General features: G+C 64.0%; 10 protein-coding genes. 6 read left to right on the top strand and 4 right to left on the bottom strand.

Annotation, left to right across the window (positions count from 1 at the left end; genetic code table 11):
* The first annotated feature begins 72 nt into the window (after positions 1–72).
* The 5 genes from glnA (A2J03_RS28055) to A2J03_RS28075 all read left to right on the top strand — a co-directional run bounded on the left by glnA (A2J03_RS28055) (position 73) and on the right by A2J03_RS28075 (position 5,461).
* Positions 73–1,509, top strand: a complete 1,437-nt coding sequence (gene glnA, locus A2J03_RS28055) for a type I glutamate--ammonia ligase (protein ID WP_068381061.1) — start codon at positions 73–75, stop codon at positions 1,507–1,509.
* A gap of 305 nt (positions 1,510–1,814) precedes the next feature.
* On the top strand, positions 1,815–2,465 hold the full coding sequence (locus A2J03_RS28060; protein WP_068381064.1) for an ABC transporter permease: 651 nt from the start codon (positions 1,815–1,817) through the stop codon (positions 2,463–2,465).
* Positions 2,458–3,657 carry an ABC transporter ATP-binding protein gene (locus tag A2J03_RS28065; protein ID WP_068381067.1) on the top strand — a complete coding sequence of 400 codons (1,200 nt, stop codon included), beginning with the start codon at positions 2,458–2,460 and terminating at the stop codon, positions 3,655–3,657. The genes A2J03_RS28060 and A2J03_RS28065 overlap by 8 nt, the downstream gene beginning before the upstream one ends.
* A 38-nt stretch (positions 3,658–3,695) precedes the next feature.
* On the top strand, positions 3,696–4,472 hold the full coding sequence (locus tag A2J03_RS28070) for an ABC transporter permease (protein ID WP_068381128.1): 777 nt from the start codon (positions 3,696–3,698) through the stop codon (positions 4,470–4,472).
* Positions 4,469–5,461 carry a glycine betaine ABC transporter substrate-binding protein gene (locus A2J03_RS28075; RefSeq protein ID WP_068381070.1) on the top strand — a complete coding sequence of 331 codons (993 nt, stop codon included), beginning with the start codon at positions 4,469–4,471 and terminating at the stop codon, positions 5,459–5,461. Before A2J03_RS28070 ends, A2J03_RS28075 begins: the two co-directional genes overlap by 4 nt.
* A 20-nt stretch (positions 5,462–5,481) precedes the next feature.
* Here the strand turns inward: A2J03_RS28075 and A2J03_RS28080 are convergent, their stop codons facing one another.
* From A2J03_RS28080 to A2J03_RS28095, 4 genes are all read right to left on the bottom strand, one after another.
* On the bottom strand, positions 5,482–6,411 hold the full coding sequence (locus A2J03_RS28080) for an NAD-dependent epimerase/dehydratase family protein (protein ID WP_068381073.1): 930 nt from the start codon (positions 6,409–6,411) through the stop codon (positions 5,482–5,484).
* Positions 6,412–6,531: 120 nt separating this feature from the next.
* The gene (locus A2J03_RS28085) at positions 6,532–9,576 is read right to left on the bottom strand and encodes a bifunctional [glutamine synthetase] adenylyltransferase/[glutamine synthetase]-adenylyl-L-tyrosine phosphorylase (RefSeq protein WP_068381075.1); all 3,045 of its coding nucleotides are present in this window, start codon (positions 9,574–9,576) and stop codon (positions 6,532–6,534) included.
* Between the two features lie 160 nt (positions 9,577–9,736).
* A complete protein-coding gene (glnA, locus tag A2J03_RS28090; protein ID WP_068381078.1) occupies positions 9,737–11,077 on the bottom strand; it encodes a type I glutamate--ammonia ligase in 1,341 nt (446 codons plus the stop codon).
* 100 nt (positions 11,078–11,177) lie between these two features.
* Positions 11,178–12,776, bottom strand: a complete 1,599-nt coding sequence (locus A2J03_RS28095; protein WP_082898142.1) for an alpha/beta hydrolase — start codon at positions 12,774–12,776, stop codon at positions 11,178–11,180.
* 81 nt (positions 12,777–12,857) lie between these two features.
* On the opposite strand from A2J03_RS28095, the gene A2J03_RS28100 reads away from it, so the two are divergent.
* Positions 12,858–14,582 (top strand): NAD+ synthase, encoded by a 1,725-nt coding sequence (locus tag A2J03_RS28100; RefSeq protein WP_068381081.1) that lies wholly within the window; start codon positions 12,858–12,860, stop codon positions 14,580–14,582.
* The last annotated feature ends 55 nt before the right edge of the window (positions 14,583–14,637 follow it).

A 14,637-nucleotide genomic window follows, 5' to 3' on the forward strand; every position in this document is an offset into this window, starting at 1 on the left:
CACAGCCTTGACTGGCGGGCAACACCAAGTCCATAACGTGCAGGTCGACGGACTCAACAAAGGAGTAACAGCGTGGCTTTCACCACGGCCGAAGAGGTCATCAAGTTCATCGCCGACGAGAATATCGAGTACGTGGATATCCGATTCACGGATCTCCCCGGCATTCAGCAGCACTTCTCGATCCCGGCGTCTGCGTTCACGCAGGATGTCTTCGAAGACGGCCTTGCATTCGACGGTTCGTCCGTCCGCGGGTTCCAGTCCATTCACGAGTCGGACATGATGCTCCTGCCTGACGTGACGACCGCTCAGGTCGACCCGTTCCGCGCCGCGAAGACTCTGAACGTCAACTTCTTCGTCCACGATCCGTTCACTCGCGAGTCCTACAGCCGCGACCCGCGCAACGTGGCTCGCAAGGCCGAGGAATACCTGGTGTCCACCGGCATCGCCGACACCGCATTCTTCGGCGCCGAGGCCGAGTTCTACATCTTCGACTCGGTCCGCTACGACTCCGGCATCAACAGCGCGTTCTACGAACTCGACTCCATCTCGGGTTCCTGGAACACCGGTGTCGAGGCCAACGCAGACGGCAGCCCCAACCTCGGCTACAAGGTCCGCCCCAAGGGTGGATACTTCCCCGTCGCACCGTACGACCACTACGTAGATCTGCGCGACGAGATCTCCACGAACCTGCAGAACGCTGGCTTCGAGCTCGAGCGCGGCCACCACGAGGTCGGCACCGGCGGTCAGCAGGAGATCAACTACAAGTTCAACACGCTGCTTGCCGCTGCCGACGACCTGCAGCTGTTCAAGTACATCGTCAAGAACACCGCGTGGAAGGCAGGCAAGTCCGCCACCTTCATGCCGAAGCCACTCTTCGGTGACAACGGCTCGGGCATGCACGTCCACCAGTCGCTGTGGAAGGACGGCAAGCCACTCTTCCACGACGAGGCCGGATACGCCGGACTGTCGGACCTGGCCCGCCACTACATCGGCGGCATCCTGCACCACGCACCGTCGCTGTTGGCGTTCACCAACCCGACGATCAACTCGTACCACCGTCTGGTGCCGGGCTACGAGGCCCCCATCAACCTCGTCTACAGCCAGCGCAACCGCTCTGCGGCAGTGCGTATTCCGATCACCGGCAACAACCCGAAGGCCAAGCGTCTCGAGTTCCGCGCGCCGGACAGCTCGGGCAACCCGTACCTGAACTTCGCTGCCCAGATGATGGCAGGTCTGGACGGAATCAAGAACAAGATCGAGCCGCAGGCTCCGGTCGACAAGGACCTCTACGAGTTGCCGCCCGAGGAGGCCAAGAACATTCCTCAGGCTCCGACGTCGCTCGACGCCGTGATCGACCGCCTCGAGGCCGACCACGAGTACCTCACCGAGGGCGGCGTCTTCACGACCGACCTCATCGAGACCTGGATCTCGCTCAAGCGCGAGCAGGAAATCGCTCCGGTCAACCTCCGTCCGCACCCGTACGAGTTCCAGCTCTACTACGACGTGTGACCGGTACATTTCGCCCGTAGTAACAACTAACGAGCCCATCCGAGCCGCAGTTTCCACGTGCGGCGCGGGTGGGCTCGTTCGTGTGTATCCCCACCTCACTTGCATGTCACACCGAAGCTATCTGCTCGTATGGATGGACCATTCAAGCGATGGGGAGGCCGGTCAACCCCGGAAATTTGTGTACGTCAGCCAACGAGTTCACGAAAGCAGGTTTACTTCTCGGCCAATTCAGCCACCCTCAACCTGTCGGTCTGCGTGTGTGCAATCGAGAAGCCGTACTCGGGAAGAGGGTGGGTTTACCCGCAATGGACACACTCTGGAACTTCGTCTCGGTCCGACGACAACAGTTGCTCACGGACTCCTACCTGCACGTGTCCGCGGTCGTGCAGTCGATCATCATCGCCACGATCTTCGCCATCGTCATCGGCATACTCGTCTACCGCTCCCCCGCAGGCTCGGCGATTGCCACCGCGCTGGCCAGCACGATTCTGACCATTCCCTCGTTTGCTCTGTTGGGCCTACTGATCCCGATTCTCGGGCTGGGCGTGGCCCCGACCATCACAGCACTGGTGCTGTACGCGCTGCTCCCGATCATTCGAAATACCATCATCGGTCTCGCATCGGTGGACCCGGCCGTCACCGACGCAGCCAAAGGCGTCGGTTTGAACCGGGCGCGGATCCTCTCCAGGATCGAAATGCCGTTGGCATGGCCGTCGATTCTCGCCGGCATGCGCGTGAGCACCCAGATGATCTTCGGCATCCTTGCAATCGCTGCGTACGCGAAGGGGCCCGGACTCGGCAATCTCATCTTCTCCGGTCTGTCCAGGGTCGGCAGTCCCAACGCCGTCCCGCAGGCGCTCGTCGGCACCGTGCTCATCGTCGTTCTCGCTCTCATCGTCGACGGCATCCTCGTCCTCGTCGGCCGTCTCACAACCTCGAGGGGTATCCGTGACTGAACCTGCACGCAGCCAGAACGTTTCCGGAGTCGACATCGTGCTCGACTCCGTCAGCAAGCGCTATCCGGGACAGAAGGACGCTGCGGTCGACAACGTGTCCCTGACGGTGCCCGCAGGCGAGACCGTCGTGTTCGTCGGCCCGTCCGGCTGCGGCAAGACGACGACGATGCGCATGATCAATCGACTGATCGAACCGTCCTCGGGGAAGATCACGATCGACGGCAAGGACGCACTGTCCATCGATCCCGACGAACTGCGGCGGGGAATCGGCTACTCGATTCAGCAGGCCGGACTCTTTCCGCACATGACGATCGCAAAGAACGTCGGCACCGTTCCCGGACTGATCGGGTGGGACAAGAAGCGGATCTCCGCCCGCACCGACGAGATGCTAGACCTGGTCGGACTAGACCCCGACACCTACCGAAACCGCTATCCCCGGCAGCTGTCCGGCGGTCAGCAGCAACGCGTCGGAGTTGCCCGCGCACTCGCGGCCGATCCCCCGGTTCTACTCATGGACGAGCCCTTCGGCGCGGTCGACCCGATCACCCGCGGACTACTGCAGGACGAGCTGATGCGACTGCAGTCCGAACTCGGAAAGACCATCGTCTTCGTCACACACGACTTCAACGAGGCTGTGAAGCTCGGCGATCGCATCGCCGTGCTGGGCGATCGATCCTCGATCATGCAGTACGACACTCCCGAAGCGATCCTCGCCAATCCAGCGAACGACACGGTAGCCGGCTTCGTGGGTGCGGACGCATCGCTGAAGCAGTTGACGCTCACTCGGATTCGCGACGTCCGCCTTCTGCAGTGTCCGACTGCGAGGGAGACCGATCCGGTGGACGAGATCCGCTCGAAGATCGCCTCGCGAAAGTGGCAGTGGGGCTTGATCCTCGACGATCGCAGCCGGCCGTTGCGGTGGGTCTCACCCGGGCACCTTGCGGCCGCGTCCACGCTGCGCGGCCTCGGAGTTCCTATCGGTGAACTCGTATCGATCCAGTCCACCTTGCAGGACGGTCTCGAAGCTCTTCTCGCCGAGAGCACCGCCTCTACCGTCGTCACCGGCAGTCGCGGCGAGTATGTCGGGCTGATCTCGATCGACACCCTCGTCGAACATCTGCAAGAGATGAGGCAAGCCCACGCGCACGATCATGATGAAGACGACGACACGTTCGCCGAGGCGCCGGCATGACCACCTCGGAAAAGTCGTCGACCATCGAAGTGCCCGACATGGAGGCAGCGCCCGATCCGGGCGCGTCCGAACGCGGCGCAGTCAAGCGCGCCGAGCGTATGAGACTGCTGGTTCAGCCTGCCATCGTCGTGATCCTGGTTGTGGGCGTGCTGTTCTGGGCATTCAACCGTGAGCTCACCGCAACGCAGCAGGGCAGCATCAGCATGTCCAACATTGCAACGTTGACGTGGCAGCACGTACTGCTGACCGCGGCCGTCGTCGTGATCGTCGTGATCATTGCGGTTCCGCTGGGAACACTGCTGACCAGACCGGGTTACACCCGGCTGGCGCCGTTCTTCGTCGGGATCGCGAACATCGGGGCCGCCGCACCCGCGATCGGCCTCCTCGTTCTGTTTTATCTTGCGACAAGGCAGACCGGGTTCTGGATCGGCGTTCTTCCGATTGCGTTCTATTCGCTACTACCGGTTCTGCGCAATACCATTCTCGGCTACCAGGAAGTGGACAGCACTTTGATCGACGCAGGTCGCGGGCAAGGCATGTCGGCGAGGACGGTGCTGCGGAAAGTCGAGTTCCCGATGGCGGTCCCATACATCCTCGCCGGCTTGCGCACATCGCTGGTGCTCGCGGTCGGAACAGCCACGTTGTGCTTTCTGGTCAGCGCCGGAGGGCTGGGAATTCTGATCGACACCGGCTACAAGCTTCGAGACAACGTCACGTTGGTGGTCGGCGCTGTGCTGGCGGTGTCGCTCGCTCTGTTCATCGACTGGCTCGGAGCTCTCGCCGAGCAGTTCCTAGGGCCGAAGGGGCTCCGATGAAAGCCCCTGCCCGACAGACGTTCGCCCGACGGTTGTTCGCTGTTGCGCTGTCGGCTGCAGTGCTCGCCGGTTGCGGTCTCGAATCCGGTGGTGCAGTGCCACTGTCCGTCGGCCCCGGCAGCATCGAGCCCGTACCCGAACTCGACGGCGTTCGGATGACGGTGGGCTCCAAGGACTTCACCGAGCAGATCACGCTCGGGTACATCATCGAGTTCGCGATGACGGCCGCCGGCGCCGACGTTCGAGATCTCACCAACATTCAGGGCTCCAACAGCACTCGGGACGCCCAACTCGACGGCCAGATCGATCTCACCTACGAGTACACCGGCACGGGATGGATCAACTACCTCGGCAACGAAACTCCGTTGCCGGACTCGCAGGAACAGTACGAGGCGGTCCGGGATGCCGATCTCGAGGCTAACGACATGGTGTGGGCAGTTCCGGCTCCCATGAACAACACCTACGCGATCGCGATGAATCAGCAGACGGCCGAACAGACCGGCGTGAAGACCCTGTCGGACTACGCACGGTTGGTGCAAACCGATCCCGCGGCGGCCACGACATGCGTGGAGACGGAGTTCAACGTCCGCCAGGACGGCTACCCGGGGATGGCGGCGAAGTACGAATTCGATCCTGCTGCGGCCCCTCGACAGATCTTGCAGACAGGCATCATCTACCAGGCCACGGCTGACGGAACACAGTGCAAGTTCGGCGAGGTCTTCACGACCGACGGCCGCATCATCGCCTTGGATCTCGTGTTGTTGGAGGACGATCGAGCGTTCTTCCCCAAGTACAACCCTGCTCTGATCATGAAGAAGGAGTTCGCTGACGCGCACCCCGAGGTAGCCGAAGTGATGGCACCGATCTCTGCGAAGCTCACCGACGAGGTCATGACCGAACTGAACCGGCAGGTCGACGTCGAGGGCCTCGAACCGGCCGAGGTGGCCCGTGACTGGATGGTGTCGGAGGGGTTCGTCACCGCCGAGTAACCAGGTCCGACGCACGCGATTCACACTGTCGCGGTACGACGGCAGATCTCGTCCCATGGCGATGGCGTGAGCCCGAGTTCCTTCTCGCTGAACGTAGAGTCGAGGATGTAGGGCGACGTCCGTTGGTAGGAGAGCTCGTTCAGTTCGCGCACCATCGGCACGACGAGTCCGAGGCCACGAGTGAGAACGCGGGGAACAGTCACCACGCGCACCGGGGGCTTACCGACCGACGCGAGCGTGTCGATGATGGCTTGCTCGAGTGTGCGCGGTGCGTTGGTCGCTGCGTGCCAGATGCGACCCCACGTCTCCGGCCGATCGGCGACAGCGACAAGAGCCCTAGCTTCGTCGAGTACGTCGGTGAACGAATGCGGCTGATCCTTCGCGTCGACTACCCAGGCGGTCTTGCCTTGCAGCGCGCCCGGCAGAACGCGGGTGACGTGGCCGTTGGCGCCGACACCGACGCCGACGTAGTCCGACGCCCGCACCTCGACCGCGCGGAGGGTTCCCGCGTCGTGCGCGCGCTTCAGATCGGCCCACATTCGAGCACGGAGAACACCCTTGTGGTCGGTGGCGGCGTCGGGCATCCCTTCGACCATACGACCGTCGGACACAGGTCCGTAGGGGTAGAGGCACCCGACGACGGCGAGGACGGCACCGCTGCGTTCCGCCGCGAGGCGAAGTGAACGTGCAATCGGTGGCCACACGTCCTCCCACGTCGGGTAGTCCGAGGGATTCGCGCAATTGTAGAGGGCTACAGCACCTTCGGTGACTCGACTCAGCGCGTCCGCGTCGGATGCGTCGAGAGCGACGGATTCGATCGGGCGGGACGACGACTCGACCGTCGTTCCGCGTCGGGTGGCGACGACCACCTCGGATCCGCGGTCGGCGAGTATGCGGGCAACGTGCGTGCCGACGGGACCCGCACCGATGACAATGTGGCGATCGGACATGGCATAGGCCTTTCGACGAGGGAGCGAGAGCACTGCTCTCAATTCGAGTATGCACCCCTCCGCGCGACCAGTCAAGAGCACTGCTCTCGTTTAGCGCACGGTCGCCGAAACCGTTCGAACTCAGGCCCCGAACGTTCTCTCCACCACGGCCTTTGCTCGTCGCGTCACCCGCAGGTAGTTGTCGAGGAATTCACCCGCGTCCGCATTCTGCCAACCGGCGACCTTCGCCACTGCCGACAGCACGTGCCCCGGACGCGGCAGCTGATCGGTCGGCTTCCCGCGAACCAACACGAGGGCATTGCGCGCTTTGGTGGCGAGAATCCATGCCTCGCGGAGCAATTCGACGTCGGTCTCGCTCATCAGCTCGGCAGCGCCGATAGCGTCCAAGCTCTGCAGGGTCGAGGTGTTGTGCAAAGACAGAACATCGTGCGCATGACGGAGCTGAATCAACTGCACAGTCCACTCGATGTCGGCGAGACCACCGCGACCGAGCTTGGTGTGCGTCGCAGGATCGGCACCCTTGGGCAACCGTTCGGAGTCGATCCGAGCCTTGATGCGGCGAATCTCTCGGACCGCTTCAACCGAGACACCGCCCTCGGGGTAACGCACCCTGTCCGCCATCAACAGGAAACGAATTCCCAGGTCCTGGTCGCCCGCGACCTGGTGTGCACGCAGCAACGCCTGCACCTCCCATGCCTGGGCCCACTGCGCGTAGTACGCCTCGTAGGAGGCGAGGGTACGAACCACCGGACCGTTGCGTCCCTCCGGCCGCAATCCGGTGTCGACTTCGAGCGGCGGATCGGTACTCGGCGCGCCCAGCAGCTTCCGAATTCGGTCGGCAATACCGTTGGCCCACTTGACCGCAACGCTGTCGTCGAATCCCTCGACTGCTTCGCAGACGAACAACACGTCGGCGTCGCTACCGTAGCCGAGTTCTCCTCCGCCGAGTCGGCCCATACCGATGACGGCCAAGGTCGCGGGCGCAGGTTCACCCCGCTCGGCGACGCTCGAGCGGATAGCGGCATCGAGTGCCGCGTTGATGACCGCAGCCCACACCGAGGACAACGCGCGACACACCTGGGGAACATCCAGCATTCCGAGGATGTCCGCCGACGCAACTCTCGCCAGTTCGTGACGCCGAAGCGCGCGGGCAGCGTTGATGGCGCGAACCGGATCCTCGTAACGTGCGGACGACGACAGGATCGCGCGGTACGTCTCCTCGGGCTCGACATCGAGCAGTCTCGGGCCGGTGGGCCCGTCCGCGAAGAGCCGGATCACCTCGGGCGCCTTGATCAGCAGATCGGGTACGTATGCCGACGATCCGAGAACGATCATCAGGCGCTGGGCGACGGCACCTTCGTCGCGAAGGGTCCGCAGGAACCAGGTCTGATCGACCGCCGCCTCGGACAGTCGCCGGTAGTTGAGGAGGCCGGCATCGGGATCCGGAGTGTCGGCCAGCCATTCGAGCAGCGTCGGAAGCAGTACCGCCTGAATCTGCCCCCGGCGCGCACCACCTCCGACGAGTGCGCGGAGGTGACCGAGCGCATTCTGCGGAGTGGCAAAGCCGAGCGCCGCGAGCTGCCGAACAGCGGCATCGGGGGTGAGCCGAACCGTGTCGGAATCGAACCGCACCACAGAATCGAGCAGTGGCCGATAGAAGAGCTTGGCGTGAAGCCGACGAATACGCTGTGCGTTCCGCTTGATCTCGGCGTTCAGGACTCCGAGGGCATCCCGGTTGCCGTCGGGACGCATGTGTGCCGCCCTGGCGAGCCACCGGAGAGCTTCGTCGTCGTCCGGCGGTGGAAGGGTGTGGGTGCGCTTCATCCGCTGCAACTGCAAGCGATGTTCGATGAGACGGAGGAATTCGTACGAGGCAGTCAGATTGGCCGCGTCGTCGCGGCCGATGTATCCGCCCGCGGTGAGCGCAGCCAACGCGTCGACAGTTCCGAGCACACGCAGAGACTCGTCGGTTCGGCCGTGCACGAGTTGCAGCAGCTGCACCGCGAATTCGACGTCCCGCAGACTCCCGCGACCCAGTTTGATCTCTCGCTCACGGAGCTCGGGCGGAACCATCTCCTCGACGCGACGACGCATCGCCCGAACTTCTGGTACGAAATCCTCACGCTGCGACGCGAGCCAGACCATCGGGTTGAGTGCCGCGACGTAGTCGTGACCGAGTTCCAGATCGCCCGTCATCGGGCGCGCCTTGAGCAATGCCTGGAATTCCCAGGTCTTGGCCCACCGTTTGTAGTACGCAATGTGGGAATCGAGGGTGCGAACCAGTTCGCCGCGTTTGCCTTCGGGGCGCAGAGCCGCGTCGACCTCGAAGAAGGCCGAGGATCCGATACGCATCATCTCGCCCGCGATGCGGCTGGCAACCGAGTCCGCAGGCTCGGCCACGAACACGACGTCGACGTCGGAGACGTAGTTCAGCTCGCGCGCACCACACTTGCCCATCGCGATGACGGCAAGTCTCGTCGGGCACGGCTTGTCCGGACAGGCCGTAGCAACCGCGACGGCGAGCGCGGCCGTCAGTGCGGCGTCGGCCATGTCGGACAGCTGAGTTCCCACCAACTGATACGGCAGTACCGGCTCGTTCTCGACGGTGGCCGCAAGGTCTGCGGCGGCGAGAACCATCACCTGATCGCGGTATGTCTTGCGCAGCGCGACAACCGCTTCCGGACCGATGATTCCGGCTCGGTACAGGTTCGGCGACGCATTTTCGCCGGTCTCGGGCACCGCCTGGACCGCGTCGAGAAGTTCCTTGGTGAGTTGTTCCTTGCTCGGCAGTTCGGCTCTTCCGTTGGCGCCCGACTGTGTGCCCTCGGGGGTGCGAAGCTTCCGCCACGCTTCCGGGTCGGACACCAGATGGTCGGCCAGAGCGCTCGACGCGCCGGACAGACCGAACAGTCGGCCGCGCAATCCCTTGTCCGAACGCAACGCGGCATCGAGTTCGGCATAGCCGTCGCCGAGCGCTTCATCGAGACGAACGACGGTCCGCAACGCAAGGTCTGCGTTGGCCGCGCGCGACAACGACCACAGCAATTCGAGACTGTCCTCGTCGACCCAGCCGAGTTTCTGCAGGTCGGCCGGTGCCGTCGGCTCTACCAGGCCCAATCGACCTGCCCCGGGAATGACGGAACGTGACGTGGGTGGACGCACCATCAGCGAACACCTCGACTCTGGCGTGACACAGATTCACCTCGTAGCGGGTGGGGATTGCCCTTCAGGCTCTCAAAAGGCTCGTACCGAACGAAGTAGAACCTAACGCATCCCCGGCCCTCGGAATTACGAGCCCGAGGTTTTCACAAGCGTCCTTGATCTCCTACAGACCCAAGTAAGCCCTGAGTTCGTACGGCGTGACGTGGCTCCGGTATTCCTCCCACTCGCGACGCTTGTTGCGCAGGAAGAAGTCGAACACGTGCTCACCGAGCGCCTCGGCCACCAGTTCCGAGTTCTCCATCGCGTTGAGCGCTTGGTCCAGGTTGCCCGGAAGCTCCTTGTACCCCATCGCGCGACGCTCGGCGGAGGTGAGTGCCCACACGTCCTCCTCCGCTTCCGGGGGCAACGTGTAGCCCTTCTCGATCCCGCGCAAGCCTGCGGCGAGCAGTACGGCGAACGCCAGGTACGGGTTGCACGCGGAGTCGGGACTGCGGATCTCGACGCGACGTGAGGACGCCTTGTTCGGGGTGTACATCGGTACGCGGATCAGCGCCGACCGATTGGCCGGGCCCCATGAAGCAGCCGTGGGTGCCTCACCGCCGCGCACGAGGCGCTTGTAGGAGTTGACCCACTGGTTGGTCACGGCACTGATCTCGTTGGCGTGCTCGAGAATGCCCGCGATGAACGACTTGCCGGTCTCCGACAGCTGCATCGGGTCGTCCGGATTGTGGAAGGCGTTGGCGTCGCCCTCGAACAAGCTCATGTGCGTGTGCATGGCCGATCCGGCCTGATCGCTGAACGGCTTCGGCATGAAGGTTGCGCGCACGCCTTCCTCGATCGCGACCTCCTTCACGACGTAGCGGAAGGTCATGATGTTGTCGGCCATCGACAGCGCGTCGGCGTAGCGAAGGTCGATCTCCTGCTGTCCGGGCGCGGCCTCGTGGTGGCTGAACTCGACGGAAATGCCCATCGACTCGAGCGCGTCGATCGCATGCCGACGGAAGTTCGGGGCGGAATCGTGCACGGCCTGGTCGAAGTAGCCGCCGTTGTCGGCGGGGGTGGGCGGCGTACCGTCTTCGGGGCTGTCCTTGAGGAGGAAGAACTCGATCTCGGGGTGCACGTAGCAGCTGAAGCCCAGATCGGCAGCCTTGCTGAGCTGACGACGCAGCACGTGGCGCGAGTCCGCCCAGGACGGCGAGCCGTCCGGCATGGCGATATCGCAGAACATTCGCGCCGAATGCTGGTGTCCCTTGCTGGTGGACCACGGCAGGATTTGGAAGGTCGATGGATCAGGCTTGGCGACGGTGTCGGCCTCGGATACGCGCGCGAAGCCCTCGATCGCGCTTCCGTCGAAGCCGATCCCCTCGTCGAACGCGCCCTCGAGCTCCGCTGGTGCGATTGCGACCGATTTCAGGTATCCCAGAACATCGGTGAACCACAGGCGGACGAAGCGAATGTCACGCTCCTCGAGTGTCCGGAGCACGAATTCCTTTTGACGATCCATGTCCGCGAGACTAAGCAAACTGCGTTAAATCTGTGTTACATCGTGAATTCGGTCTCACTTCCGACATCTCTCACCTGGGAAAACGCTCGAGTGAAGTCGCTCAACAAACCAAATCGTTACCTGGCGGGACGAGATCGACGAGGTAGTCGATCAACGGATCATCGACGCACTCCTCGCCGGAGAAGGCGACCGTGTGCTGTGTTCCGTCGAATGTGATCAGGTCTGCGTCCAGCTGACGCGCCAGCTCGACGCCGGCCTGGTACGGCGTCGCCGGGTCGAAGGTCGTCGACACCACCACCAGCTTGGGCAGCCCCGTCACGGCGATCGTGTGTGGACTGCCAGTATTGGGGACAGGCCAGAACGCGCACAGGTCGAGGGGCGCATTCCCGGTGCCACGTCCGTCGTCGAGGAACGGTGCTGCCTCGCGGTAGCGGCGGTCGGCCTCGCCGGCCTCGGCCCGATCGGTCGTCGGCGGATCGTCGACACAGCGGATTGCATTGAACGCGTCGTCGAGGTTCGAGTAGGTGCCGTCGTCGAGACGGCCGGTGTAGAGGTCCGCGAGTCGAAGCAGCGTGTCCCCTCGGCCCTCGGTCAGCTCGGTGAGACCGACACCGAGGACTCGCCACAGGCTCTGCGAGTACAGCGCCTGCTGCACTCCCGTCAGCGCGTCGTCGTAGCTCAGGCCACGGGGGTCGGTGGTCTCCGCAGGCCGATCGATCAACGGGTCGACGAGAGCGCGGAAACGCTCGGTGGCGGCCGCCGGGTCGTCGCCGAGTGCACAGGCGTCCGACTGGGCGCAGTATGCGGCGAACTCGTCGAACGCGGCCTGGAACGCGGCACCTTGATCGACGGCCTCGTCGACGGGAGTCTGCTCGGGGTCGAGCGCTCCGTCGAGGACCATCGCACGCACGTTGGCGGGGAACGTCTCGGCATAGGTGGTGCCGATGCGGGTGCCGTAGGAGTATCCGACGTAGGTGAGCTTGCTGTCTCCGAGCACCGATCGGATGACATCCATGTCCCGGACCACCTCTCGGGTCCCGACATGTTCGAGAACCTCGGTTCCGTTGCGGCTCGCACACTTGGCGGCGTATTCCTGCTGCTCCGCCTCCTTCGCGGCGATGCCTTGCGGTGAAACGTCGACATCCGGCTCCCGACGCTCGGCGTCGACTTCCTCTGTCGTCAGGCATCGCACGGCAGGGGTGGACGCACCGATGCCACGCGGATCGAATCCGATGCGGTCGAACCGCTCTGCGACAGCAGATCCTTCTGCCTGCGTCGCCGTGTACAGGCCGGACACACCTGGGCCACCCGGGTTGAACAGCATCGAACCGATCTTCTCGCCGGACGCCTGTGCGCGCGAGATCGCGATCTGTGCGGTGTCGCCGGCAGGGTCGTCGTAGTCGAGGGGAACGGTGATCTTCGCGCATTGGATCGAGCTGCCCAGAACGGTGCCGTCCGTGTCGTACGACTCGCACGATTCCCAGACCGGTTCCTGAGTGTAAAAGTCCGCCAGCCCGTCCGGCACGACGCCTGCGCCCGGTTCGAAAGCACGGCTCGGTGCGGAATCGTTGTTCGGTTCCGGTTGAGGTGTGCCCTCGGATGTCCCGCCAGTACTGCACCCAGCCGACAGCATCAGCACAGCGGCGACGAACGCGCCGGTGCGGGCTTTCGACTTCGACTCGAAACGGATCGACCTCATAGACGACGATCGTGCCAGAACCGGACGGCGTCGCATTCGCACAGGAAGCAAACCCGCGCCCACCGCATTAGGCTTCGGTCCGTGCAGGTTCTGCGAGTCGCCGTTGCCCAGATCAACCCCACCGTCGGCGATCTCGTCGGGAATGCCGCGTTGATCGTGTCGTGGGCGTCCCGTGCAGCACAGGACGGCGCCCAGGTGGTGCTGTTCCCCGAAATGGCGACAACCGGATACCCCGTCGAGGATCTGGCGCTTCGCCCTTCGTTCGCCGCGGCGTCCGCGCGTGCGCTCGGCGACCTCGCCGTCGCTCTCGACCGAGCCGGCTGCGGTGATCTCGCGGTCGTTGTCGGCTACCTCGACCGCGACCGGACGGGCTCGCGCAACAGTGCGGCGGTGCTGTTCAGGGGCGAGGTGGTCTCCCGATACGACAAACACGCACTTCCCACCTACCGGGTGTTCGACGAGCTCCGATACTTCGCCCCGGGGTCTCGGCTGAGCATCACCGAGGTCAACGGCTTTCGACTCGGGCTGCTCGTGTGCGAGGACATCTGGCAACCGGGAGGACCCGTTCCCGCCTACACCGGCGCCGGTGTCGATGCCTTGCTGTGCCTGAATGCCAGCCCGTACGAGCAGGGCAAGAGCACTGTTCGACGGTCTGTCGTGGAGCGTCGAGCCGCCGAGGCCGGTGTACCGATCGTGTACGCCAATCTCGTCGGTGCGCAGGACGAACTGGTCTTCGACGGCGGCAGCATGGTCGTCGCCGCAGACGGCACCCTGCTCGGCCGTTCCCCCGAATTCATCGAGCACCTGCTGTGCCTCGACATCGACATGCCCGCGGCCCGCCGCGACGACACTGCGTCGATCGAGGGGTGGACGATTCACCGTCACACGGTGCCGGACTTGCTCGTACGCGGGTACGACCGCATGCACGGATCGATCGCACCGTCGATGTCCGACGAGGAACAGGTGTGGAGCGCGCTCGTGACCGGTCTGCGGGATTACGTTCACAAGAACGGATTCGCGACGGTGATCCTCGGCCTGTCGGGCGGGATCGATTCTGCTGTCGTCGCCTCCATCGCCGTCGATGCACTCGGCAGCGACGCGGTGTACGCGGTGTCGATGCCGTCGCAGTACTCCTCGGACCATTCGCGTAGTGATGCAGACGACTTGGCACAAAGAACTGGAATTCACTACCGCAGCGAGCCGATCGAAGCCATGGTGGGCGTGTTCGTCGAACAGCTGACGCTGACAGGCCTGGCCGAAGAGAACATCCAGGCGAGATGCCGGGGCATGACGTTGATGGCCCTGTCCAACACAGCCGGGCATCTCGTCCTCGCAACGGGCAACAAATCCGAACTGGCAGTGGGCTATTCGACGATCTACGGGGATGCGGTCGGTGGGTATGCGCCGATCAAGGACGTGCCGAAGTCACTCGTCTGGGACCTGGCTCGGTGGCGGAACAAGGCAGCTGCCGAGCGCGGTGAGGTCCCGCCCATCCCGGAGGGCAGCATCGACAAGCCGCCCTCGGCCGAGCTGCGCCCCGGCCAACTCGACACCGACTCGCTCCCCGACTACGAAGAACTCGACGCCGTGCTGTTTCGCTATGTGGACTGCGACCAAGGTCTGGCCGACATCGTCTCGGCAGGGTTCGAGCGCACCCGCGTCGCCGACATCATCGGCAAGGTCGACGCTGCCGAGTACAAGCGGCGGCAATACCCCATCGGCACCAAGATCACCTCCCGCGCGTTCGGGCGAGACCGACGGATGCCGATCACCAACCGCTGGAGGCAAGCACCCACCGAGGTGTGACGAATTGCACGTCTCACTCCCTTCGTCGGCCGCTAGTGCAGGTGGCACACTGGCG

This window comes from Rhodococcus sp. EPR-157, assembly GCF_001647195.1.
GTDB lineage: Bacteria > Actinomycetota > Actinomycetes > Mycobacteriales > Mycobacteriaceae > Rhodococcoides.

What these genes read in the sequence shown, in the direction of transcription:
- A2J03_RS28075 (WP_068381070.1), top strand. Translation starts at nt 4,469, where the DNA reads ATGAAAGCCCCTGCCCGACAGACGTTCGCCCGACGGTTGTTCGCTGTT.
- A2J03_RS28060 (WP_068381064.1), top strand. Translation starts at nt 1,815, where the DNA reads ATGGACACACTCTGGAACTTCGTCTCGGTCCGACGACAACAGTTGCTC.
- A2J03_RS28095 (WP_082898142.1), bottom strand. Translation starts at nt 12,776, where the DNA reads ATGAGGTCGATCCGTTTCGAGTCGAAGTCGAAAGCCCGCACCGGCGCG.
- A2J03_RS28080 (WP_068381073.1), bottom strand. Translation starts at nt 6,411, where the DNA reads ATGTCCGATCGCCACATTGTCATCGGTGCGGGTCCCGTCGGCACGCAC.
- A2J03_RS28070 (WP_068381128.1), top strand. Translation starts at nt 3,696, where the DNA reads ATGGAGGCAGCGCCCGATCCGGGCGCGTCCGAACGCGGCGCAGTCAAG.
- A2J03_RS28085 (WP_068381075.1), bottom strand. Translation starts at nt 9,576, where the DNA reads ATGGTGCGTCCACCCACGTCACGTTCCGTCATTCCCGGGGCAGGTCGA.
- glnA (WP_068381078.1), bottom strand. Translation starts at nt 11,077, where the DNA reads ATGGATCGTCAAAAGGAATTCGTGCTCCGGACACTCGAGGAGCGTGAC.